Below are 25,665 nucleotides of genomic sequence, written 5' to 3' on the forward strand. Positions count from 1 at the left end.
ACCGTTTTACAGATGTTTTAATAATTATTGAGGTAAGTAGAATTTACAGGGGATATATAAATAACATCTCCTACTGAACCCTTTCCATCAAGCGTAACTGCCGGATCAGGAGAAAGGTTACCCGATGTTTTTGTAAACATACGCACCTTATAATTAGCTCCAATTTTGGTGCCTATCATTATATAATTGTATTTGAAAGGAGCCTCTCCTGACGCCGTTCCAGCATATTTTCTATGACGAATGAAGGTGATTTCCTCACCAGCAGGAGCTATAAATTGCCTCTGTTCAAATTTATTTGACAAATTACGAGACCAAACTTCGTTACCAACTGTAAAATAAATCATGTTCTCATCATCAAGATTCAAAGTGTAGTTAGAGGCGTTATAAATTTTGTCCGTAACTTTCATAGTGTCACTTGCTGTAATAGTAAGCTTAGGAGATACAGGTGTAAGTGATGACAATATCTTTATTGACGGATTGCTTTTATCTTGTAAAATAGCGTAACCAGTATAAGGAGAACCGGATTTTGTACCCATAAACAATAAGTTCTTGTTGTTATTGTTCACTGGAATCTTATTGCCGGTACCATCTGTAAGCAGGTTTAGCACAGTACTATTAGCTACACAGGAAACAAAAGAACTGCTCATTTCATCAAAGAAAATTGGATTTTGCTGGATACCGCTGCCCATCATAAAATATTTAGATAACTTATATGGAGTGTTCACACCATCCTTTATCCTTCTCGCTCCAAAGTGCCCTGTATTGGTTGCTAGATTAGCATAAAGGGAATGCAGCTGCCCGTCATTAACAACGTAGTTCCCTCCAAGGTACCCCCATGTTACAATACTTGGCGCTTTAGTAGCTGGTGCTTCGTAAAACAGGTGGTTAAAGTCATTTAATTCTTTAAGAGAACTAATATCCACTACGCTTACATCCTTATCGCTCATCAAATATAAGGCACGGTAATTAGCATATACCCCTGTAGGGTTTGTTCTATAGTTATATTGAAAACTAAAAAGTGATGCTTTACCATTGAGTTTTTTACCGTTTATTATGCTATAAACATTTTCCACTTTATCCACCGGAACAATACCGACTGAGGACTTGAACAAATCAAGATCTGTTTGACTGCCATCATCTTTTAAAACATACCAACCGCGAGTGAATTGGGTCCCTACTTTTAGAGTAGAGATAACGTATTTCGACACTCCAGTCTTTTTGTTTTTTGCACCAAAAACCAATGTCCAGTCTTTAGGACTTTGCGAAATTAGGTAATCAATGGCCTTTGTTTTAGCAATTGTATCGATTACGAGTGTACCTAGCACACGGCTATCATAAACACCCCAGAAACACTCAAAATCAGCATCTTTTTCAGTAGATGAAACCTCCGGATCCAAGGTGATTTTATCCACTGCAGCAATTTTTGTATATGAATCTTCAATGCCATTAATTGTGATAACTTCTCCGGGTGCATAGTCATAATTACCTATATCCTTTGAACAGCCGAAAATAAAAAGTGCTGATGTCAGGCCTAAAATTGTATATATTTTTTTCATGATGTATAATCTTTAGAACTATGGAAATACAACTAAATTGCCCAACTCGTCTCTTAGTGCATTGCCAGGATGAGCATTATTGTAATTAATTAAAGCCGTCTTAATGACTGTCATATAATAGGTAAGCCGGGCAGGGTCAGGGGCAACAGGGTCTTGAAGTACACTCATAAAAGCTTGGTCCCAGAGTTCTCCGGTACTATCCATCATAAATTTGTGTTTTACCGTGCTATACGTGCCATAATATGTAGTTTGATAAGTGGCAGACCAGGCTGCAGGCTTATTAATACGGTCGGTAAAATCAAGTCGCCTCCACAGATAATCAGTCTCCCCCAGTTTAAAGTTCTCATTTTCAATAATATTAAACTTAAGTACTGCATCAGCCGTTTTTAAAGAGATGTCACGTAACAAAATCACTGGAACCAGACTATGAACCTGACCAGCTTTAATTACAAAATTTTTGCTGACATCCGGATTATCGAACGCGATATAGTGCGTTCCTGGAATAGCATTATTTACGCCATCAACCTGCACCTGTTTCAGTTTAAAGCTCCTATCTTTTAAAGATGGGCCACCAATAGCGTAGATATCAAAAAAAACCGTATCCTGGCGGGTATCCGGGCTTTTGTAAAAAAAAGTATAAGACCTATTTGCTCCTGCCGCATTAGCGCCGGACTGATAGATAGCAGACAATGGAGGCCCGAACTGCAACGTTGCCACATCATTAAACAGGAAAGGAGCATCTTCTTTACAAGAAGCCAAGGCCAACAGGGCCAGAGCTCCTAAAAAATATTTTACTTTTTTCATAGTGTCAAACATTAATTAAGGTTAATTGCTTCCGTTTTAGGCATTGGAATTAAATAATTGAGGGTTGCCTCACCCGGAACAAACAGTACATTAAGCTGTGGCGCATTCACCCGTTTATAGGCAAAAAATGCCTGTCCTTCTGCATAAAACTCCTTGCGATATTCCTTTAGCAGTTCATTTTGAAGCAGAGTAGGATCCGAAGGCAAGGTAGTTACAGGTATATTACGTGCAGTTCGGAAGGTCGCCCATAGAGCCTGAGCATCTGCAAGCGGTGCCGTTTCGATCGCGATCAGATACATTTCGCTAATACGTAATAAAGGAATTTGCTTAAAATTCGTCCCAGCGTCATCAACTTTATATTTCTTTAAAACATAGCCCTGTAATGTACTATGTGGCAAATCAATTAATTCCCAAAGGTTTACCTCACGAATATCAGTGCCAGTATTGCCATAAAGCTGCGAATTAATGACAGCATTGGTGGTACCATTTCTTAGGACTCCATTAGCATACAATGAACTGTACATCGTATATAAAGCAAAGTAATGCAGGCCAAAAATATGTTCGCAAGTCAACATGTAATCCTTAGCGGTCATGTCGGTGGCCGTTCCTAAACGGAACGCAGGACTACCCTTAGCGTCTTTAGCATCAATCACAATTTTGGCGCACTCATAAGCCTTATCTTTAATATTGAACCACAAATAAGCGCGTGCTTGCAATGCTTTTACGGCATAGTAGTTCATTTTCAAATTACGGTTGGCAAAATAGGTACCTGTAGGAGTGACATTACTAACAATGGGATCAACATCCTTAACCAAGGCTTCTGCATCAGCCAGGTCCTTTAATAATGCTTCCTGAAAAGCTACAAATGGTAAGAGTGCATTTGGCGTTTTAGATAAGTGAGTTACATAAGCCAGCTTGTTGCCGGTATTGACATCAGTTGGAATAGGGCCAAATAAGCGCAGAATATCCAGATGACAATACGCGCGCAGTGCAAGGCATTCAGCCTTAATAGCCTGGTACACGCCAGGGGTTTTAAAAACCTCTTTATTTTCATCAATACGATCAAGAATGGCATTGATGCTAGCAATGATCTTATATTCGGAACTATATATAGAAGACAATGAGTTTTCAACTGCTGCATCTGTGTAATTAAAACGGGCCAATTTATATGGAATCGACGTAGTGTTAAGGGCATCCCCATCCCAACTAGATATGGGATATTCAATAGTAGTCATGGTCATAGCTTGCCCATACACATTAGCTCCTTTCATTTGAATATATACCCCGCTCAGCGCATCCTCAAAGCCTCCTTCTGTGGAAAAAAGCACATCCTGGGTCATTTCAGTTTTAGGCTTAACGGTTAAATAATCCGTACAAGAAGAATTGGTTAACGCCCCCAGCAATAAGGTAACTACGATATATTTTAGATTTTTCATCTCCATACTAATTAAAAGGTGGTATTAATGCTTAATGAAAATTGTCTCGAGAATGGGTATTGAATTCCGCGTTCTTGTTTTACTGTCGAGAAATAGAATGCATCAGCCATACTTGCAGAAATCGACAGCGCTTCTACACCTAATCGTTTGCTTAAGAAACCCATATTGTACTGCAAATTGATATTCTGGCAGTTAATAGTGTTTTCATCCTGAACAAATCGCGAAGTTTTGTTAGTTAAATCAGTAATCATCAAGCTTTTGAACTGAACGTTGTCGCCAGGGGTTCTCCAACGATCGTTGTAAACCCGAGCGTCCACATTATAATTATAGTCAGCATTCTCCACTTTATTAATCAGTGTCTGGTTGTAAAGTTGGCCACCTGTGCGGTACCCTAAAACCACGTTTAACGACAAATCTTTATAACGAACCATCGTACTTAAATTGCCCTGGATTTTAGGATCTGTTGACCCTGCTGCAGTAAGGTTATCCGGATTCCAGACAAAGGTATGTTGTCCATCTTTAGCCAAATAAAGTTCTTTACCTGTACTCGGATCAATACCCAAAGATGGAACCACCCATATTGTATTTGATGAATACCCTTCCTTAAACAAAGTACTTGGAGTCGCTCCTGTAGATTTTTCGATTACTGCCTGCGCATCCTTCAGCGCCTGTGAAATTTGAACGATCTTGTTTTTATTATGCATAACGCCCATAGTCACACTCCAGATAAATTGGCGATCTGCATTGCGGATCAGGAATGCTGTAGCCTTCAGCTCATATCCTTTGTTATTCAACTTGCCAATATTTTCAATATAGCTAGCGAATCCACTAGAACCGGGCAGGTTTACGGAAGAAACCAGGCCATTTGTATTTTGGATATAGTAATCGGCCGTTAGTTTCAGGCGTCTGTCAAGTAATTCAGCATCCATACCCACATTGTATTTCATGGTTTGCTGCCACTTCAAGTCTTTGTTTCCTAAGCCCATTAAATAAGCACCGTTCGAGTTAATGTAACGATCATCCGTATAATAGCGGTAAGAAGAAAGTGCCTGATAAGAACTAAAGTTCTGCGAGCCGGTAAGACCTAAAGACCCACGAAGCTTTAATCGGTTGATTACTTTAGAATCATTAAGAAAGGCCTCCTTATGCATATTCCAACCTGCTCCCGCTGACCAAAATGGCGCAAAACGTTTATTAGCACCGAATTGGGAAGAACCGTCTACACGGAATGAGCCGTCAACGAAGTAACGGTTGTCATAAATATAATTTGCGTTACCAGTAATCCCAATAGCTCTTGTTAATCCTTCCGCTCCTGTAGGTCTGCCATCCTTGGCATACTGTTGTGCCATTGTAATAAAATCAAAATTTGGATTGGTAAACCCTTCTGCAAGAAAACTGTAATCCGAAGATTGGCCTTGGCTGATGTTGTAATCCAAGCCACCGAAGAGGGTATGTTTGTCGCCAAGTGTTTTAGAATAGCTTAGGTTTACAGACGCGTCATAAAACAATCTGCTTCCTACACCGTAATTATAATCTCCCTTTCTGAAAATATCTGCATCGCCATAATTTGCGAAAGCTGTATGATCGGCCGGTCTGAATTTGTCGCTTTTAGTATCACCTTGTGTAATTCCTATTCGCCCTCTCATGATTAAATCCTGAATAATTGGAAATTCAACAGAGGTATTGTTGGTTATTTCGGAAGTTTGGGACTTATCGAAAGTATTCAAAGTGGCATTATAAAGGGGGTTGGTTGGCAGCGTAGACCAACGACCTCTATAATCATCATTTCCAGAATCGCCTAAAATTTTAATCGCTTTTCCGTTTTCGTCGTAGGCCTTCCAATAAGGATTCAATTTAACGTAATCGCTAAAGTTTCCATAAGGCGAATTGGCTGAACTGCCCTTGGCAATCATTAAACTATTGCTAAACTTTACGTTTTTGAAGGTATATGCCAGGTTAATGGTTCCGTTATAAGTTTTACGATTAGATCCTATCATTACGCCTTGAATATCGTTCAGTTGCATAGACGCAGAGTAGCGAAAGGTTTGATCGCCTCCCTCTAAACGCAGGTTATGACGCTGGCCAACACCTGTATTAAGCGGCTTAGACAGCCAGTACGTATCAACACCACTGTTAACATCAGTTAAAAGAAAGCTATAATAACGCTTAAGGGGAATATCAAAATTAGGTCTATCACCATTATACAGACCCTTGGTTTTTTCCAAATCCAGCTTCTCTCTGGCATTTAAAAGGTTGTAAGCGCTTAAATCAGGCGCCTCAACGTTTACATCACCACGGTAAGAAACACGAAGTTTTCCTTCTTTAGGAGCTTTAGTAGTTATAACAACTACCCCATTTGCACCTCTGGAACCATAAATAGCAGTTGCCGAAGCATCTTTAAGGATGGTAAGTGATTCTACCTCATTCGCGTTGATATCCAATAATTTTTGCAGCGTGGATTGAAAGCCGTCAAGGATTACTAATGGTGTGTTTAAGGCAACACGAGACTCATTTTGTAAATCATTAACATTGGGCAAACTTGAATTTCCCCTGATTTGAATTTCAGGCAAACGGTTGGGGTCGGAACCAAATGAATTGCTCTCCACAATATTAAACGAAGGGTCCACATTACGAAGAGAGGTAATAAGATTACGATTACTGAATTGCTCCAATTCTTTAGCAGTTACAGTCCTTGAAGCCCCTGTAAAACTTTCGTCAACTTTCTTAAAGATACCGGTTGTTACCACTACTTCTTTCAGCGAACTCTCTGCAATTTTAAGCGCAACATTGATCACAGACTGGTCTCCTACAGTGATGGTTCTGGGCTCATAACCTAAAAAGCTGATCTGAATTTGCGCTTTTTCTTCAACAGTTAGGGTAAACGCACCTTTAGCGTCGGTAGTAGTTACGTTATTAGTCCCCTTCTCCATAACAGTTGCACCGTGCAGAACCTTATTACTTTGATCTGTAATAACACCCGAAATAGTTCTTCTCTTTACTGAAGAAGGCAATTTAGCCGGCCCTGTTTTTTCAGTTATTACAATTGTTTTATTGGCAATTGCGTAAGCAAATGGCTGATTAATAAACAACTGTTCAAGCGCCTCGGTTAAGTCTAGATTTCTAAAAGATACAGATACAGGATTTGCTTTAGCAAGTTGCTCTTGTTTGTAAAAAACCTTATAACCGGATTGTTTACTTACAGACTCAAGAGCACTTTCTAATGAAACATTTTTACCATGAAGCGTAATGGATTCAGAATAAGCATTCGCGCTTAAAAGTAATGTTGCAACAATAATTAACATTGACGTTAATTTGATTGGAATCAGCCGTGAAGATTTTCTAAATAGTAATTTTAACTTCATAGAATAGGGATAGATTTAGGGATTTGTGTTAGCTATAAATTGATCTTTTAATATTTTTTATTTACTATTAATTACTACATCCCCCACTTATAAGCGCACACAATTAAAAGGGACGATTGTTTTTAAACAAGTAGTTTGTTCCAAATTTCATTTGCTCTTTAGCCGCCAGTTTAACTTATTATTCTGTTTTAGAGATAAGACGGCTATGCTGGGAGTTTGTGTAAGAGAAAATGAAAAAAATAAATAAAAAGAGGGGGGGGGCGGGATATTACCTACAAGTAGTGAGGCTTTTTTAATTAATTAGAGGGGTACACAGTAATCACATTCCCCTCTTTTTTAAAGCGAACACCACCTAGTTCCAACACTTTTAATACTTCGGATAAATTTTCATTTCTGAATGTGCTACCTCCAAAACTTTGGTTTACCACATTTCCCTCGTACTTAACTTCAATCGAATACCATCTTTCCAATTGACGCATTATTGCTTTCAAGTCTGAATTATGAAAACTAAACTCTCCGTTTTTCCACGCAATGGCATCATCCAAATTTGTCTTTTGAAGAGAAATACCGCTTTGCAAAGGTTTAAGAACAGCTTTTTGACCCGGAACCAATAATTTTTCTACTCCGCTTGATAGTTGTTTGATTCTTACTGAACCCTCCAACAATGTTGTTTTCACATCAGGCTCATTTGAATATGTGTTGATATTAAAATGGGTTCCTAATACCTCAACTACCTGATCATTGCTTTTAACCCTGAATGGCATTTCCTTATTTTTTGCAACTTCGAAATAAGCCTCACCAGTTAACTCCACCAATCGTTCTTTGCCTTTGAACATGGTTGGATATTTTAAGGATGTTGCCGCATTTAACCACACTTTGGTTCCGTCGGATAATTCTACTAGATAGGTCCCGCCATTTGGAGTTGAAAGTGTATTCAATTCAACTTCCGTCACAGTTTCTTTTGCATTTACGTTATAGACAACATAACCTTCTTCATTTTTTGTAATAACAGCATTCTCCTCATTGGCAATAACACCTTTTTTCAAATTTCCCAAAACAACACTTGAACCATCTGCCAAAATTAAGGTTGCCTTATTGCCACCCGGAAGTATATCTCTATCGTTTTTGACAACTAAACTCTTAGAGCTCTCAGTGTGTCGTTGATTTGAAATGAAGTAAACTGAAAAAGAAAGAATAAAGAGAATAATAGCGGCGGCTGCGTAACGAGGCCATAACCTGATCATTGAAGGAGCAGATTGTTTCTGAACAGGTAGTTTATTCCAAATCTCCTTGCCTATTTGGTCATAATCTAGTTCTGAGGTTTCATCTTCCTGATTATGGGCCATGCTGAAATACCAGCTTTCAAGAAGTGTCTTTTCTTCAGGAGAACATGTTCCATCAAGATATTTTTTGATTAGAATTTTTGCTTTTGAGTTATTCATTTAGAATATTATTCTATTTAATAGATAAGACGGGTAGGTAAGACCTTTGTGTAACAGAAAAATGAAAAAATTAAAATTAGAAAACATTGGCAAAGGGGATTTCAGTAGCTTAAAATTTCATCCAAAAGATGATAATTAATAGATCGCTAAGTCGAGGGCGTAAAATTTTCAAAGCGTTACTGATTTGTTTTTTAACCGTATTATCACTGATATCCAACTTATCAGCTATTTCTTTATAAGAGAGATCTGATTTCCTGCTTAATTCGAAAACTTCGCGCATTTTAGGTGGTAAAGCAGCGAACTCCTTCTCAATTAAAAGAGCCAATTCTTTTTCATGAATTTGATTTTCGGTAGTTGCTTCAGCAGCAACAATAAAACTTTCCAAAGAGGCCAAGTAATTTCTTCTTACCTTATTTTTGTCGATCAGATCAAATATTTTATTTCTTACGGAAGCATAGAGGAAAGTGGATAAGCTTGAGGTGAGATTGATTTCGGGTGCTTTTAACCAAAGCGTGGTAAAAATATCTTGTACAACATCTTTAGCTTCTTCATCATTCTGCAATATTTTACGTGCATGACGAAAAAGGCTAGCCCAATAACGTTTATAAATTTCTGCGTAGGCTCCATGCTTACCTTGTTTTAAAAGGCAAAACAATTCATTATCGGTATATTCTCTGTAACTCAGCATTTGTTCTATAACTTTGGCAAGAAAGAAAAAATTAAGTGTTTAATCAAGAGGCTATCAAATTTACTTAACGGATTATTTTATTACTCGCCAATTAAAATGAAATAACTATTATCAAAAGATGCTCGCGTTATTATGAAATATTTCAGGAATGCATTTTTTATGATGGGGGAAAACTCCGATGTTTGAATACCCTGAACTTATTCTATACAGATTATACAGATGAAAAGAACAATTGTAATTATTGCATTTTTAATTGGTTTTGCATTACCAGGATTCGCTCAAAATGCATCCTCTCTCATGAAAGTGATTGAGCAGGCATTCAAAGAACGCAAAGCTGAACTCCTGAAACCACAATTAGCATCAAATTTTGCATTAGGTGTGTATTCCCTACCCAGAGCCAATGTAGCGATGGATCGCATATTAACACACTATGCCGCTCTTGATAAACTGGAGCTACTAAAAGAAAAAAAGAATAAAACTGGGAAAATTTTATTCGTTAAGTTTTCCTTTGTACATGAGAAGTCATCCGAGTCGGTAATCTATTTAGATCAGCAGGGTAAGATTGAACGGTTTGGTTTTTTTGACCAACTTTTTGGAATTGATATCAATCGTCCATCTAAGTTAATGGCTGAAATTCCATTCGTGATTGAACATAAGAGTATAGTTTTAAAGGTGAAGCTAAATAACAGCGACCGTGAATTAAGAATAATGTTTGATACAGGGGCCGATGGGATGGGTATGAAAAAAGCGGTAGCTGATGAAATTGGCCTGAAAGTAACCCGCCAGCAAAATACCAACGTTGTGGGAGCTTCCACACAGGTGAGCATATCGGGCGGTAACCTCATCAAAATTGACACATTAAAAATAGCCAACCAAAATATTGCTATTTTTCCAACTTTCAGGAATGATCTGGACGGTTTACTGGGAGGAAATCTGTTGGCAAATTACATTACTTACCTCGATTTTGATCATTCTGTAATTAAACTCTATAGCTTTGGAACATTTACTTATCCGGAAGGCGGAACACTTGTGCCGCTGGATTATTCTGCTGGGATCCCCGGCATAAAAGCGGGTATCAAATTGAACAGTGGTAAGGAGATTGAAAGTGACCTTCATTTTGATACCGGCGCCGCCTATCCGATCATTCTGTACGGACCTTCGGTTAACCGGTTGGAACTTACCAAAGATTTCAATGTTGCCTATGAAGGCGTAAACTACAGTATGGGCCACCAAACACCAACAGTAAGTGGTCTTTTTGAGCATGTTAAACTGGGAGACAAGCAGGTAAGTAATTTTATTGGCACCATACAGTCCTATTCAGAAAGTAGTGGTAATTGGGCTCCCGGAGACGGAAGCTTAGGATTAGAAATCATTCGTCAGTTCAATTGTTTTATCAATCTTGCAGCCCATGAATATTATTTAATTCCCAATAAGAATATGGGGAATCTTTAATCTCCCATAAATACTTTTAAACGAGTTCTACAAGCAATCATTTATAGGACTCGTTTTCATTAATGCACTTAGCGGCGGATTCAAACCCAGTACCCCTTGATTTTGAAATTGAAACTAGCACACCTGCTGTGGCATTACAACTTATTGAGTAGGTATTTCACAGCTTCACAACAACCTCTTTGAACATCAAAAATCTTCAAAAAATCACCCCATACTTACCCCTACGAAAAGTAAAACCAATAAAAAACGCTGCTCTATTGTATAAAGCAGCGTTAGTTCGTAGCACGGACGAGAATATCGAATTATCTCCAATTTGCACCAAATAACATCGTTTGATGGCATTTTAAGCTTAAAAGTATTAGTTTTTAACCTAATTCGAACCCAAAAAAAATAAGGATCAAAAAAGCCGATCATTAACTAGTCGGCTCAGCAAAAACCTGCCTTACTCGCTTTTAATATTGATCATCTTGTGTTATTTACCTAGTTGTGCAAGCAACAATTCTTTTAATGCCGGATTATTAGGAAGTGGAGCTTCAGCCGTTACCACATTTCCTTGTCGATCAAAAACCAGGTAACGCGGCATCACTTTAATTTTATAATCGTTTTGCAATACATTTACTTTGTCAGCTCTACCGCCAGCAAATAATTGAGTCCCCCCCATTTGCATATCCTTGATCATTTTCAGCCAGGTATCTTTGCCTCTTGGCCCATCAAATGCAACACTTACAAAAGCAATATCCTTATTATCGTGCAGTTCGGCTTCTAATTTATTTAAAGCAGGCATGAGCTCTTTACAAGGTCCGCAAAAGGTAGCCCATACGTCAACTAAAAGCACTTTGCCCTTAAAATCGCTCAGAGAAACCATTTTGCCATCTTTGTCAGGATAGCTGAAATTGGCCCCTTTACGGCCGGGGGTAGCATTATATAGCTTAGTTCCCAAGGCATCAACTTTGGCTTTTAAGCTTTGATCTTGAAAGTATTTTCCATACTTATTTGTCATATCCTCAAATTGAGCATAGGTTTTAATATTTGGGTTCATCCTACTAAAAATATAAATGCCTTTTTGGCGATCAGTAGAAAGAAAATTAAGCCCATCCCCCGCCTTATTTACACTTGCGGCATAATCAGCATATAAGCTAATCAATGCTTTGCCATTAGGATAAGAAAACACATCGTCGTTTTTATAGTTGTCTTTCACCAGAAATTTTCTGCCATATTCTGCTAAACTTTCCGAAGCTGAACCTGCATTTTTTTTAATAAGGTTCAGTACATAAAAATCCATTTCAAAATTGACCACCTGTTTCATCAATCGATTAAACGTTTCATTCCTGGTACGGATGTTTTTTTGAAAAGCCATCATTTTATCTTTAACAAGGCTAAATTCGGAGGTTTGACTTTTTAGTTCCTTTGTTAGCGTAGTCCACGAGGATAAGACGGTGTTTTCTTCAGTTTGTTTTCCGACAAATTCCATTTGGCGATTATCAAACATGACTTCTGCTTTATCTCCTTTTTTCAGGTACACAGGAAATTGTCCGGCCTGAGAGGTGAATCCTCCTATCATGTAGAAACCTATATAATCAGGTTCAAAGGAAAAAACAAAAAATCCGTCGCTTGTAGCAGAAGCAGCTTTAACTAGTTTAGTTTCCCCGTCCTCTATCTTAAATAGATACACAGGTTGTTTGCCAGGAGTAGCAGACTTGATAGTTCCTCGCACCTCAGTCATTTGAGCTGAAGCACAAATGTGAAATAATAGCAAAACTGCAATTGTTAATAGTTTTTTCATCAAATTACGTTATATTTAAATGAATGAAGCAGGCTCCCTCCGACTTTCCTCCTATTTTTTCCCTCTTCATTAGTTTTTGGTGATTAATGCTTTCTGGTGGGCTTCTTTCTGTACGAGAAAGGCGAAATATTAGATTCGTTATTCTTCATTTTCTGAATCGTAGTTTCTGCATCAGCCAGATATTCATCATTACTGCTTTTCATTTCGGCTATCAATTTAGATTGCTGTATAATAGCTGCTTTTTTCTCACCAAAATTATAAGTCGCTATGTTCATCTTGTTTTTAACTACGAATGAATTATTTAATGCCAATGCCTTTTTCAATAAACTGGAAGCTAATTTTTTATCCTGCCTATCTTTAGAAAGCTTGGACAGCGTAACTGCAAAATTTGAGCAATAGTCGGAAGTTCTAACAGAATCAACAGGAGCGACAGGTATTGGAGCATTCTTGTCCATTATTATAGTTTCACTACCTATTGAAGATGTTTTATCCGTAGGCAATAAAAACTCATTTGCATATGCTCGTGAAGCCTGTAAAAGTTGAAGTGTATCGGCATTTAAATTGTAGAGTCGCATTTTAAATTCGAGGATTTTTTTATTGCTCCTATCGCCAATTTCAACAGTTTTAATATTTTCGAAAAGCTTATTCAATTGTGCTTCCTTTTCAGAAACTAACAGTTTTCTACTTAGGATATCCTCAATCTTAGTTTTCGTTTCTTCACGAAGGTTTCTATAAAAGGAGGCAGCCGCAATTCCATCTTTTTTGCATAAAATAGCATCAATCACTTTATAATTATTAATCATATAACTATAAAGATTTGAATCAGCCCCTTTGGGAAAATTTGATCCGAGGAAAAAAAGTTGATCAGTAGTAGGCGTATTGGTTACAAACTTACTAATGTACTTTCCTAGTGCTTCCACTATCGATTTACCTTCGGCTTTCAGACGTTTTATATAGGCTTGGGCGAAGACTTCATCATAATCGCCCGTTTTATACTTAGCATCCAACTCGGCAAAACTTATCTCTTTTTTCCCGGAAAACTTATTAAGCATTTTATCAGCCACGTCATTAAAATCTGCAGCTGGCATAGAACTTCCGGATCTGTCGACCAAAGATTCATCAGATGGGTTGATGAACAAATAGGTAGGATAGGACTTGACTTCGTATTTTTTTGCAATTACAATCCCCTCGCCCTTTTCTGCATCAATTTTTACGTTGACAAAACCCTGATTGTACTTAACTCCAATTTCTGGTCTTGTAAACACTTGAGTTGCCATTACTCTACATGGACCACACCAACTGGTATATACATCCACAAAAATGGGTTTATTTAGTTCCTTCGCTTTTTTTACTACCTCGCTCCAGGATGTATGTTCAAATTCAATGCCTTGAGAAAAAACGGTCAGTGCACTGAATAAGAGAAAACTGCTTAATAAAATCTTTTTCATTTTTCTATAACTAATTATCAGTTACTTAGCAACCATTCGAAAGAAACAACCGCGTCAACTTGTAACGCAGTTGTAGTCAAATATGAAGATTTATTAATTAACTTTTGCTAATTCTTTAGACAACTCTTTTTCAAGTATTTCCTTCAATTTTGGATCAGAAGGGCGAGGAGAATCAGTTGACACCACATTCCCTGCTTTATCAAATACCATAAACCGTGGGATAGCGCTAATAGCATAATCTTTAGTTATTTTAGTCCAACCACCGGCAAATAATTGTATACCGTGCAAATCCAACTCTTTAAGCATGTCTAACCATTTTTGCTTATCTTTTTCATAATCCAATGATACCGACATAAAGACTACATCCTTACCCTTGAACGCCTCTTCCATTTTTTTCAGATACGGAATTTGTTGTTTACAAGGTCCGCACCAGGTAGCCCATACATCTACCACTACCACTTTCCCTTTAAAATCACTTAATGAAACCATTTTGCCATGTTGATCAGGATAAGTGAAATTGGCGGCAGGTTTAGGTCCGGTTTCACTGCTGTATAGTTTTATACCTAATTCCTCTACAACTGATTTTTGGTAAGGCGTTTGAAAATACTTTCCGTATTTATTCATAAAGTCACGGTAGGCGGCATAATTATTAGGCATGTCGCGGCCACTATTTAGAATGTAGGCACCTTTTACATGATCGTTACTAAATGCAGTAATTTTTTGATCAAGTGATCCGCGGCCGGGTATTGCAAAATTGGCATACATATCCATAAAACGTTTTCCGTGGAGCATACCCAAAACACAATCATTAAATTTTTTTGAATCAACAATGGTATTGTAATAAGGCGGCAACTGTTCTTTTTTAAGAAATACTCCTCCTCTAGGTACACCAAGGAAATTCAACGCATATAAATCCAAATCATATGCGACGGTTTGTTTCATTGACTCGTTGAATACTGCATTTTTAGTATTGATAGATTTCTTAAATAGATCCGCCTGGGCAGCCAATTCCGTTAACGCAGGGAAGAATTGATTGTGTGTTTGCATAGAGTGGAATGAATTATACCTTATAGATTCTGTCATTTGCATCCATTTGTATAAAACGGCATTCTCCGGTGACTGCTTACCAATAAAATCAATTGTTCTATTGTAGATGGCAACCTCTGCCTTATCGCCCTTTTTTAAATAAACTGGAAATTTACCTCTGAGAAACTCCCCCCAACCAATGGCATAGAAACCCTCTTGAGAAGGATTGAACATGAAGCCAAAAGAACCATCTTCAGCCAAATTGCTTTTTGCAATTTCCTTGGTTTCTCCATCTTTGATAGCGTAAAGGGTAATATCCTTATCGTTAAAACCTTCCGATTTTACTGTTCCCCAGATTTGAGCCATTTGCGCCGAAGAGCATAGGCTAAACAATAAACCTGCTAAAGCAAGTATTAATTTTTTCATGATTTTATTGATGGTATGAAAGAGGGCGATTAAAACCGCCCTCTACTTTTCCTTAAGATTTTATTAATTAACTTTTGCCAATTCTTTTGCTAATTCTTTTTCAAGCAATTCCTTCAATTTCGGTTCAGAAGGGCGAGGAGAATTAGGGTTTACTAATTTTCCTTCGCGATCAATCACAATAAAACGGGGAATGGTTTCAATTTTATAGAAATCGGTTACATTATTTACATAACTACCTGCAAACAATTGTACCCCGGCCATCTTCTGGTCGTCCAGCATTTTCAACCAGGTTTCTTTGTTTTTTGCCTCATCCACAGAAATACTCACAAACACCACATCTTTGCCATGTAGCTCCTCTTCCAAGGTCTTTAAGTAAGGAATTTCTTTTTTACAAGGAGCACACCAGGTTGCCCAAATATCAAGAACTACTACCTTACCTTTGAAATCACTTAAAGAAACCATTTTACCGTTCTTATCTGAGAAAGTGAAATCAACTGCTTCTCCTCCTGCAGTGGTAATATACAATTTGGCGCCTAAAGCATCTACTCTTGCTTTCAGACTTGGTGTTGTAAAATATTGGCCAAAATTTTTAACTAAACTTTGATACTGAGGATAAGATTGTACAAAAGGTATCTGCTTAAATAATATATATACTCCTTTTTGTCTATCTGTGGAAAAGAGTTTCAGTTTATCAAGAATATTAGTATTCCTCGGATCTCCTGCATAACCAGCGTAAAGATGTAGTAACTTTTCACCGAATAAGTAGGATAAAACATCATCGTTTTTGAACTTGTTTTCAGCTACAATGGTGTTATAAAAAGGTACATATTCCTCTTTCTTAGCGAATGCTTTTCGTGGAGTTTTTAGGTGGTTCATAGCGTACAGATCCAGGTCGAAATAGGTTATCGCAGTCATCAAACGATTGAAGTTTTCATTCTTGGTTTTGATGGTCTTTCTGAACCCGTCGGCTTGGGCGGCAACTTTGGTCAATTCAGGGAAGAAATCCTGATAAGTACTTAATGGTAGCTCCATAAAGTATATTGATTTAACCTTTAATTCCTGGGTCAGCGTAGTCCATGATGAAAGAACGGTGTTTTCAGGAGTCTGTTTTCCTACAAACATCATTCTCCTTTTATCGATTGCAATCACAGTTTTGTCACCTTTCTTCATGTACACTGGAAACAGAGATCCCTTCTCCATTTTTGCATAACCCACCGCATAAAAACCCTCATTGGAAGGAGTGAATAAAAACCCGAATGAACCATCTTCACCCAATTGAGTGGTGGCCATTAACTGCTCTTTTCCATCTTCAATACTAAAAAGCGAAATATCCTTTTGAGTACCATTTTTCATAACCCCGCGAATTTCACTCATCTGGGCAAACGAAACCTTTGTCAGGAGCAAGGCTGCGAGTATTAATAGTTTTTTCATTATTTATCTTTTTCTGAAAGTGTTTTGTTTTTAATAGGCCATCAAGAACCTGCTAATTTTACTTTAATGACCGTTGGAGAGCCTACTGCTCATGCGGGTTTTAATTATTTACTTAGTAATTCGTTGAGATAAACTTTTAATACCGGGTTAGACGGGCGTTGACAACATTTAGCATTAACCATTTTGCCTTCTTTATCGATAAGAACAAAACGAGGAATGCCTGTTCTTCCAATTTGATTGAAAAACGGATCGTCTTTAAGTCCTGCCGTCATCTTTACTTGATTCCCGGTCAGGTTTCTTTTTTTCATAAAATTTTGCCAATATTCTTCCTTAACATCCCCATTAAGTGATAAGAAAACAACATCTTTTCCTTCCATTTCATGTTCTAGTTGTTTCAGGAAAGGCATTTCTGCAACACAAGGGTGGCACCAGGTGCTCCAGATATCGATTAAAACAATTTTACCTTTATAATCACTGATTTTCGCTATGGAACCATCCGGTTTTTGGAAAGTATAGGCACTAAAATCGGTGCCGGGCACAGCATTGTTATAACGGGTCACTTTATCAGCCCCAATTATATTAGCATTTATTTTTGCAATATTGACCGGATCCTTCACTAATGGCAGTGCTTCCCGGGCATAATCTTTTATTTTAAAAACGTCTTCTTCCAGACGGGCAAAGTCCAATAAGGCAACAATGTAAGCTTCTCTTAATTTCTGATTTTCAATGGTTTTGGCAAAATCCGCAATCCAGGTATTTGAATTGCGCACTTTAAGTTTACCGGCTTCCATTTTAGCGTACATGATCTCATTAATTGTTTTATACCAGTTGTAATAACTAACAATTTCAGGCGCTAAACTGATGTTCAAATCATCAAACTTGACTTTGTTAATTTCATCCGTTTCACCCGCAACCTTTGATTCCATGTACGAAGTAAACACTTTGTCGAGGTATTCACCTTGAGCATAGCCCAATAAAGCAGCTTTGTTAATCTTTACCTCTTCATTCGTAGAAGCATTGATCGCATTTATACGATTAGTATAAACTTCTTTAGCAGTAAATTGATTATTTGCATAATCATATTTACGGGTAAGGTCGAAGAGAAACTGATTTAATTTACTTCCCTTTCCACTCAATACAACGTTCTTATCCCTTACAGCAACTGAAATGTCATCACCAGGTGTCAGGAATAAATCAAATCCCTTTACAATAGGATCAGAGGTTGTTAAAATAATATATGAAGGCTGTGTTAACTTTGTTTCCATAGAGAAACGACCGTTAATAATTTGAGCGGTACTCTTTGGATTCGGGCTGAAATCTTTCTTAAAAAGGGTTGCCCGCCCATTGGACACCAACATTTCCCCCTTCACAACGGTTTTTACTCCTTCCTCGGCCAAAACAGGCAAAGAGCTCCCCAACCCACATAGTACAGCGGCATATACAATCAATTTTTTCATAAAATTTTAAATTGAAATGTGAATGAAGAAAAGCCGGAAGCTATTGCTACCGGCTTTCTAATATTATTTTCTTTCTCTATAAGTGAAGCTCTGTACTTTACCGAAACCTGTAAATGTGTAGTTAGGCACCTGAGTTAACCCTGCTCCACCAGCTTGAATATCAAATTTTTCAAGTTTTCCATTTTGACCTTCGGGAAGTGCCGGATCATAGCTACAAACAACCAGTTTATCTGTTTCTGTGTCAGGGTATTTTTGGAAATTATAATAATAAATCTGAAATTTCATTGCACTAACATTCGCTGAGCCATAATCCCATACCAATTTAGATGAAGCTGTTGCGAACGATGTTCCAGGCTTATACATGTACACTTTGCCCCCCACACTGTAAAAAAGATATTTCGTTAAATTACTCACCGCAAAGTTTTCTGCCTTATCAAATTCAGGAGCTACAATTTCTTGAAATGCTGTTTGCACTTCGGTCTTTGTAACCCAACTAGCCCAATAACACTTATTCGTTTCCCTATTCTTAAATATAGCAAACACCTCAGTTTTGTTTGCATTCATGTATAACATGTCCATCCCTGTATTAGTAAAGGAGAATAGGAAAGGTTTAGCTGCATTTCCGGTAGGAGGATCAGCAACTGTTGTCATACCAAAGCTGGGGCTAGTTTGCTTCATAAACCGCTTATTGGTTATATCATAAAAATAGCAGGTTGTTGTTGCATTCGGTGCCGCAATTGCATTTTCATAGGCTCCAATAAATGGAGCTACCTTGTATTTTACATTATTAGCATCCACATTAAGCTCTACACCGTACTTATTGGCTGGAGTTACAGCTGTCATGTACAAATCTCCAGCTGAAGTTATCGTGTAACAGGTACTACCAGAAAGAGTAGACCCATATACTCGTTTAATCAAATCAGCACGATAATCGTTAGGAAGACCCAAACGGTTTAAATTTTCGTATCTTATATTATACTCAGGCTTCCAGGTAAAATTATCTTGATTTACTCTGTCTGTACTTTGATTTGTTCCAAGGTAAATTGCCCAGGGTAAATTAATTCCATACCCTTTAAGCGCACCGCAATCATAACTATAAATCATTTTAGGTTTCCCTTGTAATTGAATGCCCTTGTTTGCTTGTCCAAACAGATCAGTTGATATATGATCAAAAGTAAAAGTCGGCTTAACATAGTTGAAGGAAATCATATCAAATCTCGCTTTGCCATTCACTTCAGTCATTAACAACCAGCCCTCCATGTTTGCAGTTTTAACCGTGACATTAAACCTCTTTAGAAATTCAACTCCGGTTACGTTGTCTTTAATTTTATAAGAGGTAGCATAAGTACCAGGATTAAGGGTTACAAAAAAATCCAGGTCTTTTGATGTGCCTATTATTGTTTTTATCGGAGATGGATCATTGGTCAAATAAGACCATTCGTACGCATAACGGCTGGGGTCTACAATAGCAGAATCCTGAGTAAACGCCACTTTAGGAGTAATTTTTAACGAGGAAAGCATATCTACTGAGATGGTTCCATTTAAATCTGAAAATTTAGCCTCATTGATTTCGTGGTAATTATAATTCCCTAAATCTTCTTTACTACACGAAGTGGTAAAGAAAGCCGAAACAGCCAGTAAGCAGGTATATATATATTTTTTTAACATAATATTCTTCATTTATTTAAAAACAAATAATTACTGAGCATTAGGTCCCATTACCATCCGAGTGGTGCCATTTTTTTCATAAACCGGCGTGCCCGCCGCAGCTAATTCATTTAAATGTCGTTGGGCAAATTTCCCATAGCCATTAAGCTCTGATATATCATTAGGGGAGTCAAAATACCGAGGTGATAAGTTAAACATGTTGCATAGGAAAAACAGTTTTTCTCGAGAATATGTGCTGAATGCAGCGTCAAGCCAGTATTTAGGCTTTGCGTCTTTGTCGTCAAAGAAAATTTTGGTTCTAATGGTATTAATCGGTTTACCACCTATAATCCGGGATTTAAAGCTATTGCCAAAGTTTTCATTAGGCTGCAACTCAATTGCTAATGCAAGCCGTTTGTTTAGGAGATCGGGAGAACGAAGCAATTTTAACTTAACGGTATCTCTAAAAGCGCCCTTTTTGATGACAAATTTTTCAGGTAATTCAAAATGAGTTCCTTGAATAGCTGCTACCATCGAAGTTGGAGGAGTAGCGGGATTGTTATCGTCATCATACAATAACTCCTCGTTTGACAATTGTCCTACCGCCAATTTATATTCTCTATCATGATCCGCAGCGGCACCAGTTATCGACACCACGACATTTAAAATAGTGTCGGGTTTGGTAACAAATTGAAACGACACATAAGATTCATCAAAATTGACAGATGATGTCCCCCCTGCGCCATAAAAATAAACATCAGTGTTTTCATTATCAAAAGTCATCAGACCTTTTTCACATGACACCAGTGCAACTGCCATAAATAATAAAGCGATTTTATATATGAGTTTTTTCATGTTTTTAGTTCTTAACGATTATCAGTTTCAGCAGTTGGAATTGGAACAACATATTGAGCCGGCCCCATGGTAAATGCACCAGTTACATCATCTCCCTTACTACCATTTGGAAGAATTGCCGTGTTAGTCCGTTTATAATAAAACCATAACTGACCTTCTCCAAGAAATTCTTTTCTGTACTCTTTCAGTATTTCCGCTGCGGTAGCAGGTACAGGAGAGGATGTGTCTATGCCTCTATTATTTCTAACCGTATTCAAATACCCTCTAGCTACAATCGGATCTTTCTCACATTCGGCAGCGATATAATACATTTCGCTAAGTTTTAACAAAGGAATTGTATTTCTGAATGATTTAGTTTTGTCATCCACCTCAGAATACTTTAAAAAAGTTCTATAGGATTTACTTGGCCCTACATCCCAAAACTGCCCAGAAATCCTGAAATCACTGCTTGCATCTGAATATAAGGCAGTCAGACGTGCGTCCAATGGAGCCAGAATATTATTATCAGACAAACCAGAACTGAAAAGTTTCAAGTAACCCTGAGACGTATTGGACATTTCAGGATTATATGCTCCCAAAATCATTTCTGAAGAGAAAATCCTGTCAGGATTTGCCCTTTCGTTAAGGAAATACTTATCTGCCCAAGGAAATTTGGCAGAATTATCAATAAGAGCTTTTGCGCATGCTAAAGCTGCAGCTTTATTCCCTCTGTACAAATTTACTCTTGCTTGCAGCGCTTTTACTGAATAGTAAGTAAACTTATACTTTTTGACAGAAGTCATTGTCTTATCAGGCGAAAGCAGGCTATCTGCCTTACTTAAATCAGCCATAATATGATTCATCACTTCATTAGCAGGCAAAAAAGGATTTACAGTAATTTCACCATATGTATTATAAGGAATACTTTTCAGGGTAGAATCAGCACTGTTATACATAGGGCCGAATAAACGCAAAAGGTCAAAATGTATCATAGCGCGTATTGCTAAGGCTTCGCCCCTGTAGGTAGAGTCGGTTTTTGCGGTAAGCACGCCTGGAGATCTGTCCAATCCTGCCACAAACCTATTAGCATTAAATATAACACTGTAGGCATTTGCCCAAATTTCAGCCATTTTATTACTTACTTGGGGCGACGTATATGAATATTGAGTAAACGTATAATATAAATTCGGGGTAGACCCATAATTCATATTATATTGTTGAGCAAGGAGATCCGGAATGGTTAATGTAAGGTTTTCACCGTATAATTGGGTGGCACCTAGTTTTACGTAAATACCGTTTAAATACGCTGAAGTGTTAGCGGCTGAACTGAAAACCTGATCCTCAAGCAGCTTGTCATCCGGTTTCAAATCCAAATAGTCCGTACAAGATGAAAGAGAAGCAACAGCGCAAATTGCAACAATTATGTTTCTATATATTTTTTTCATTGTTCCTTTTAATTTAGAATGAGGCCTTTAAACTGAATGATACTGAGCGTGCAAATGGGTAATCTGTTCCTCTCTCTCGTTTCACAGTTGAGAAGCGGGCAATATCGTTAGTAAAAGCTGAAAGATTCAAATTTTGCAAGCCGGCAGCTTTCATCCATTTAGTATTTTGGAACATATAACTCACATTGATGGATTCTAATGAAAGTGTGTTTTCTTCCTGAAGAAAACGAGTTGACATTGGAGTGTCAGTGGTTAAAGAAATACCTTTGAATTGAGAAATGTCTCCTGGGTTTTTCCAGCGATCATACAAAGCGCGTTTATCCTGATTGTTGAGAATATCACTGTAATCAAGATTTTCAACTTTATTTAACAGCGCTGAATTGAAAACATCAGATTTAGCTCTATAGCGCATCATTATTGACAATGATATTTTTTTGTAGTTGAAGTTATTTGAAATAACACCTTCCATTAATGGCTTAGCACTGCCAACTTTAGGTTGATATGCTTGACTGTAATCAAGCGTGTGTTCTCCATTGGCTGTTAAGAACATTTCGCGTCCGGTAGCCGGATCAATACCTAAAGATACAGCGGTATATAAATCATTAGGGCTAGATCCATCTCTAAAACGAGTTAAGGCTTTACTGCTTATCTGTGATGCATCTAGTTGTGCTAATGCAGGTCCAAAACCGCTGTATTTACTATCAGTTCTGGCTCCTGTAACCCCAACTCTCCAAACAATACGATGTTCACGATCATTAATCACCGCATAATTCAGTTTTAATTCAGCTCCCTTGGTAATTAAATGACCCACATTAAAGTTGTAGCTCGAAATGCCCGTAGAAGTTGGATAATTCATAGAAACAACCTGATTGTCTGTATTCTTTGTGTAATAAGTAACAGAACCGGTAAAACGATCATGCCACAACCCAAAATCAATACCGTTACTGATCTGGGTTGTTCTTGATGGTAACAAATCAGGGTTACCCAATTGACTTACAAATATGCCCAAACCAGCTACGTTATAGTTTTTCAAATATTGATAAACCGTGCTTGACGGAGGTGCGCCCATGGTTTGATTTCCGGTTACACCAATATTTGAAGTAAGTTTTAAACGGCTCATGAACTTAGCATATTTTTTCATGAAAGCTTCGTTGTGAACGTTCCATCCAATACCAGTTGACCAATATGGAGACCAAGGATTATTTTTACCAAAAGAGGTTGATCCATCTAAACGGTAAGAGGCATCAAACAGATAACGTGAAGCATATGAATAGTTAACTGACCCGGTAGCATTTACATTGCGATAAAGGGAATTATTAGCGTTTGGTAAACCATTAAGTTCATAACCATAAGCAAACCTTAATAGAGGCTCAACATTACTTGGAAAACCTTGAGCTATAAAAGTTTCTGAGCTGGAGTAGTTATTGCCTATCTGGCCTCTAATATTGGCAGTAACAGAATGCCTGTTCGCAAATACATTTCCATAAGATAATACAGCATTAGTGCTGTATGAAAAACTATTGCTTTTGGCATTTGAATACTTACCCCGCAGTATAGGAGCTAGTGAGGAATACATTGTATTATCAGGCGAGGTGAATACATCACTTTCGGTCACTCCCTTTGATAAAGACAAACCTCCACTCAATCTGAATTTTGCATTGATATCATACATAACCATCAGATTGTTATTAATTTTCATTCCTTCACTTTCATTTTTAAAAGGCAATGAAGCATTGTAGAGTGGATTTGAAACAGTGACAGGTGTGGTTAAAAATGGGTTGCCAATTACGAAAGTTGTTGTTTTATCTAAACTAGGGCTGGTAGTGTTTTTTTCGTAATACGGATTGGTATTAACATAAGTCTGAAAGCTGCCGTAAGGTGATTCAGTACTTTTATTTCCGTCTACAGAAAACGAGTTGGTAATATTAACATTATTTTTTCTGTAAATAAGGTTTATGTTACTCCCCCATGAATCACGGGCAGAGCCTTTCATTACTCCTGGGTTGGTTTTATAATTGAAATTCACACTATATCGAAAAGCCTCGTCACCGCCGCTTGCATTAAGAGAATGATTTTCAGACACGATATTGCGAAGAGGATCTGCTAACCAATAAGTATCTACACCGCGGGCAATAGCAGCCAAGTGTAGGTTGTATATCGAGTCTAAGGGTATTTGTGCAACATCATCCAGTGCCTTATATCTTCCTGAAAGTCTTTCAAACTCCAGTTTTTCTTTAGCATTCATCATATTGTAAACTGACAAATCCGGTCCTTCAATTCTTAAGTCGTTACTGTAACTAAAACGTAATTTTCCAGCCACCGGCTTAATGGTTTCTATGACAATAACACCATTGGCTGCTTTTGATCCGTATAAGGCTGTAGAAGCCGCATCTTTAAGGATAGTTACAGATGCAACGCGGTTCATATCCAAATCAATAATGGTTTGCAAATTAGTTTCAAAACCATCTAAAACAAATAATGGCTGGTTAGGATCTGTTCCAAATTGATCTTTTAAAGAAAGTTCTGAAGTTGTTGTTTTACCGCGAAGTTCAAGTGTTGGTAACACATTGGGATTCGATCCTTTTAATTCATTATCGATTACTTGAAAAGCAGGATCCAATGATTTTAAGCTGGAGATAATGTTGTTATTACCAATTGCTTTCAATTCTGCACCGGTAAAAGTAGAGGTAATCCCCGTAAAACTGCTCACCTTACGGTTAATACCAGTACCTGTAACTACTACCTCTTCAATTTTGTTTTCGTCCAAAACAAGCCTGATCTTCAAGTTGTGTTTTGCAAACACAACTTGTGGTTTGTAACCGATATATGAGACCAAGAATGAAGATCCCTGAGGAACATTATTTAATACATATTCCCCTTTGGCATTGGTTATGGCTCCAATTTTGGTACCATTAATCGAAACACTTGCTCCGGCGAGAGGTCCTCCCTCTTCATCCAAAACTTTACCTGACACAGTACCAAGACTTGGTGCATCGCCATTTAATTTTGCTGCTTTGGGACCAATTACAACTGTGTTGCCTTTAATGGTGTAGGTAAGATTGGTACCTGCTAATACTTGATCCAATAAGTTTGAAAGTGACCGACCCGTTAAATTGACACTAACAACAGGAAGTGCCTTTAGCTCTTCACTGTTATAAACTATATTCAATGACGTTTGCTTTTGAAGTACTTCAATAGCTTTTGAAATCTTAACATTTTTAACATTCAGACTTAATTTCTCCTTGGATTGTGCAAATAAGCCGGTTGAAAATAACACCAAAAAGAGGAGAAGAATACTTGTTTTAAGGTTTCTGTCCTTTGTACTTTTGAAATAGATAACTTCTTTGTAAATTTTTTTCATTAGATTGGAATAGTGTTGAGTTAAAACAATAAATCTTTTGTGCTCAACTAAGCAATTTGATTATTTA

16 protein-coding genes are annotated in these 25,665 nt (G+C 37.6%); 1 reads left to right on the plus strand and 15 read right to left on the minus strand.

Going from position 1 to position 25,665, the window contains the following annotated elements:
- Positions 1-17: 17 nt before the first annotated feature.
- From FN756_RS02205 to FN756_RS02230, 6 genes are all read right to left on the minus strand, one after another.
- Positions 18-1,556: a PKD-like family lipoprotein gene (locus tag FN756_RS02205; protein WP_142601071.1), complete on the minus strand. Its 1,539-nt coding sequence runs from the start codon at positions 1,554-1,556 to the stop codon at positions 18-20.
- Between the two features lie 18 nt (positions 1,557-1,574).
- Positions 1,575-2,360: a DUF4843 domain-containing protein gene (locus FN756_RS02210; protein ID WP_185955155.1), complete on the minus strand. Its 786-nt coding sequence runs from the start codon at positions 2,358-2,360 to the stop codon at positions 1,575-1,577.
- Positions 2,361-2,371: 11 nt separating this feature from the next.
- Complete coding sequence (locus FN756_RS02215; protein ID WP_185955156.1) at positions 2,372-3,796, minus strand: RagB/SusD family nutrient uptake outer membrane protein; 1,425 nt, start codon at positions 3,794-3,796, stop codon at positions 2,372-2,374.
- Between the two features lie 11 nt (positions 3,797-3,807).
- On the minus strand, positions 3,808-7,158 hold the full coding sequence (locus FN756_RS02220; RefSeq protein WP_142601076.1) for a SusC/RagA family TonB-linked outer membrane protein: 3,351 nt from the start codon (positions 7,156-7,158) through the stop codon (positions 3,808-3,810).
- A 296-nt stretch (positions 7,159-7,454) separates the two neighbouring features.
- Positions 7,455-8,600, minus strand: coding sequence for a FecR family protein (locus FN756_RS02225; RefSeq protein WP_142601077.1), 1,146 nt, complete (start codon positions 8,598-8,600; stop codon positions 7,455-7,457).
- A 109-nt stretch (positions 8,601-8,709) separates the two neighbouring features.
- A complete protein-coding gene (locus FN756_RS02230; protein WP_142601079.1) occupies positions 8,710-9,288 on the minus strand; it encodes an RNA polymerase sigma factor in 579 nt (192 codons plus the stop codon).
- 219 nt (positions 9,289-9,507) lie between these two features.
- Between FN756_RS02230 and FN756_RS02235 the strand changes: the two genes are divergently transcribed.
- On the plus strand, positions 9,508-10,740 hold the full coding sequence (locus tag FN756_RS02235) for an aspartyl protease family protein (protein ID WP_142601081.1): 1,233 nt from the start codon (positions 9,508-9,510) through the stop codon (positions 10,738-10,740).
- A 472-nt stretch (positions 10,741-11,212) separates the two neighbouring features.
- On the opposite strand, the gene FN756_RS02240 is transcribed toward FN756_RS02235, so the two are convergent.
- The 9 genes from FN756_RS02240 to FN756_RS02280 form a co-directional block, all read right to left on the minus strand.
- Positions 11,213-12,523: a TlpA family protein disulfide reductase gene (locus tag FN756_RS02240; protein WP_142601083.1), complete on the minus strand. Its 1,311-nt coding sequence runs from the start codon at positions 12,521-12,523 to the stop codon at positions 11,213-11,215.
- An 83-nt stretch (positions 12,524-12,606) separates the two neighbouring features.
- Positions 12,607-13,971 (minus strand): thioredoxin family protein, encoded by a 1,365-nt coding sequence (locus FN756_RS02245; RefSeq protein ID WP_142601085.1) that lies wholly within the window; start codon positions 13,969-13,971, stop codon positions 12,607-12,609.
- Positions 13,972-14,064: 93 nt separating this feature from the next.
- Positions 14,065-15,423: a TlpA family protein disulfide reductase gene (locus tag FN756_RS02250; protein WP_142601086.1), complete on the minus strand. Its 1,359-nt coding sequence runs from the start codon at positions 15,421-15,423 to the stop codon at positions 14,065-14,067.
- Between the two features lie 63 nt (positions 15,424-15,486).
- The gene (locus tag FN756_RS02255; RefSeq protein WP_142601088.1) at positions 15,487-16,854 is read right to left on the minus strand and encodes a TlpA family protein disulfide reductase; all 1,368 of its coding nucleotides are present in this window, start codon (positions 16,852-16,854) and stop codon (positions 15,487-15,489) included.
- 104 nt (positions 16,855-16,958) lie between these two features.
- On the minus strand, positions 16,959-18,311 hold the full coding sequence (locus FN756_RS02260) for a TlpA disulfide reductase family protein (protein WP_142601090.1): 1,353 nt from the start codon (positions 18,309-18,311) through the stop codon (positions 16,959-16,961).
- 63 nt (positions 18,312-18,374) lie between these two features.
- Positions 18,375-19,991, minus strand: a complete 1,617-nt coding sequence (locus FN756_RS02265) for a PKD-like family lipoprotein (protein WP_142601091.1) — start codon at positions 19,989-19,991, stop codon at positions 18,375-18,377.
- An 18-nt stretch (positions 19,992-20,009) separates the two neighbouring features.
- Positions 20,010-20,813: a DUF4843 domain-containing protein gene (locus FN756_RS02270; protein ID WP_142601093.1), complete on the minus strand. Its 804-nt coding sequence runs from the start codon at positions 20,811-20,813 to the stop codon at positions 20,010-20,012.
- An 11-nt stretch (positions 20,814-20,824) separates the two neighbouring features.
- The gene (locus tag FN756_RS02275) at positions 20,825-22,237 is read right to left on the minus strand and encodes a RagB/SusD family nutrient uptake outer membrane protein (protein WP_142601095.1); all 1,413 of its coding nucleotides are present in this window, start codon (positions 22,235-22,237) and stop codon (positions 20,825-20,827) included.
- A gap of 13 nt (positions 22,238-22,250) precedes the next feature.
- Complete coding sequence (locus FN756_RS02280; protein ID WP_142601097.1) at positions 22,251-25,598, minus strand: SusC/RagA family TonB-linked outer membrane protein; 3,348 nt, start codon at positions 25,596-25,598, stop codon at positions 22,251-22,253.
- Positions 25,599-25,665 lie beyond the last annotated feature (67 nt).

This window comes from Solitalea koreensis (genome assembly GCF_900182575.1).
GTDB classification, from domain to species: domain Bacteria; phylum Bacteroidota; class Bacteroidia; order Sphingobacteriales; family Sphingobacteriaceae; genus Solitalea; species Solitalea koreensis.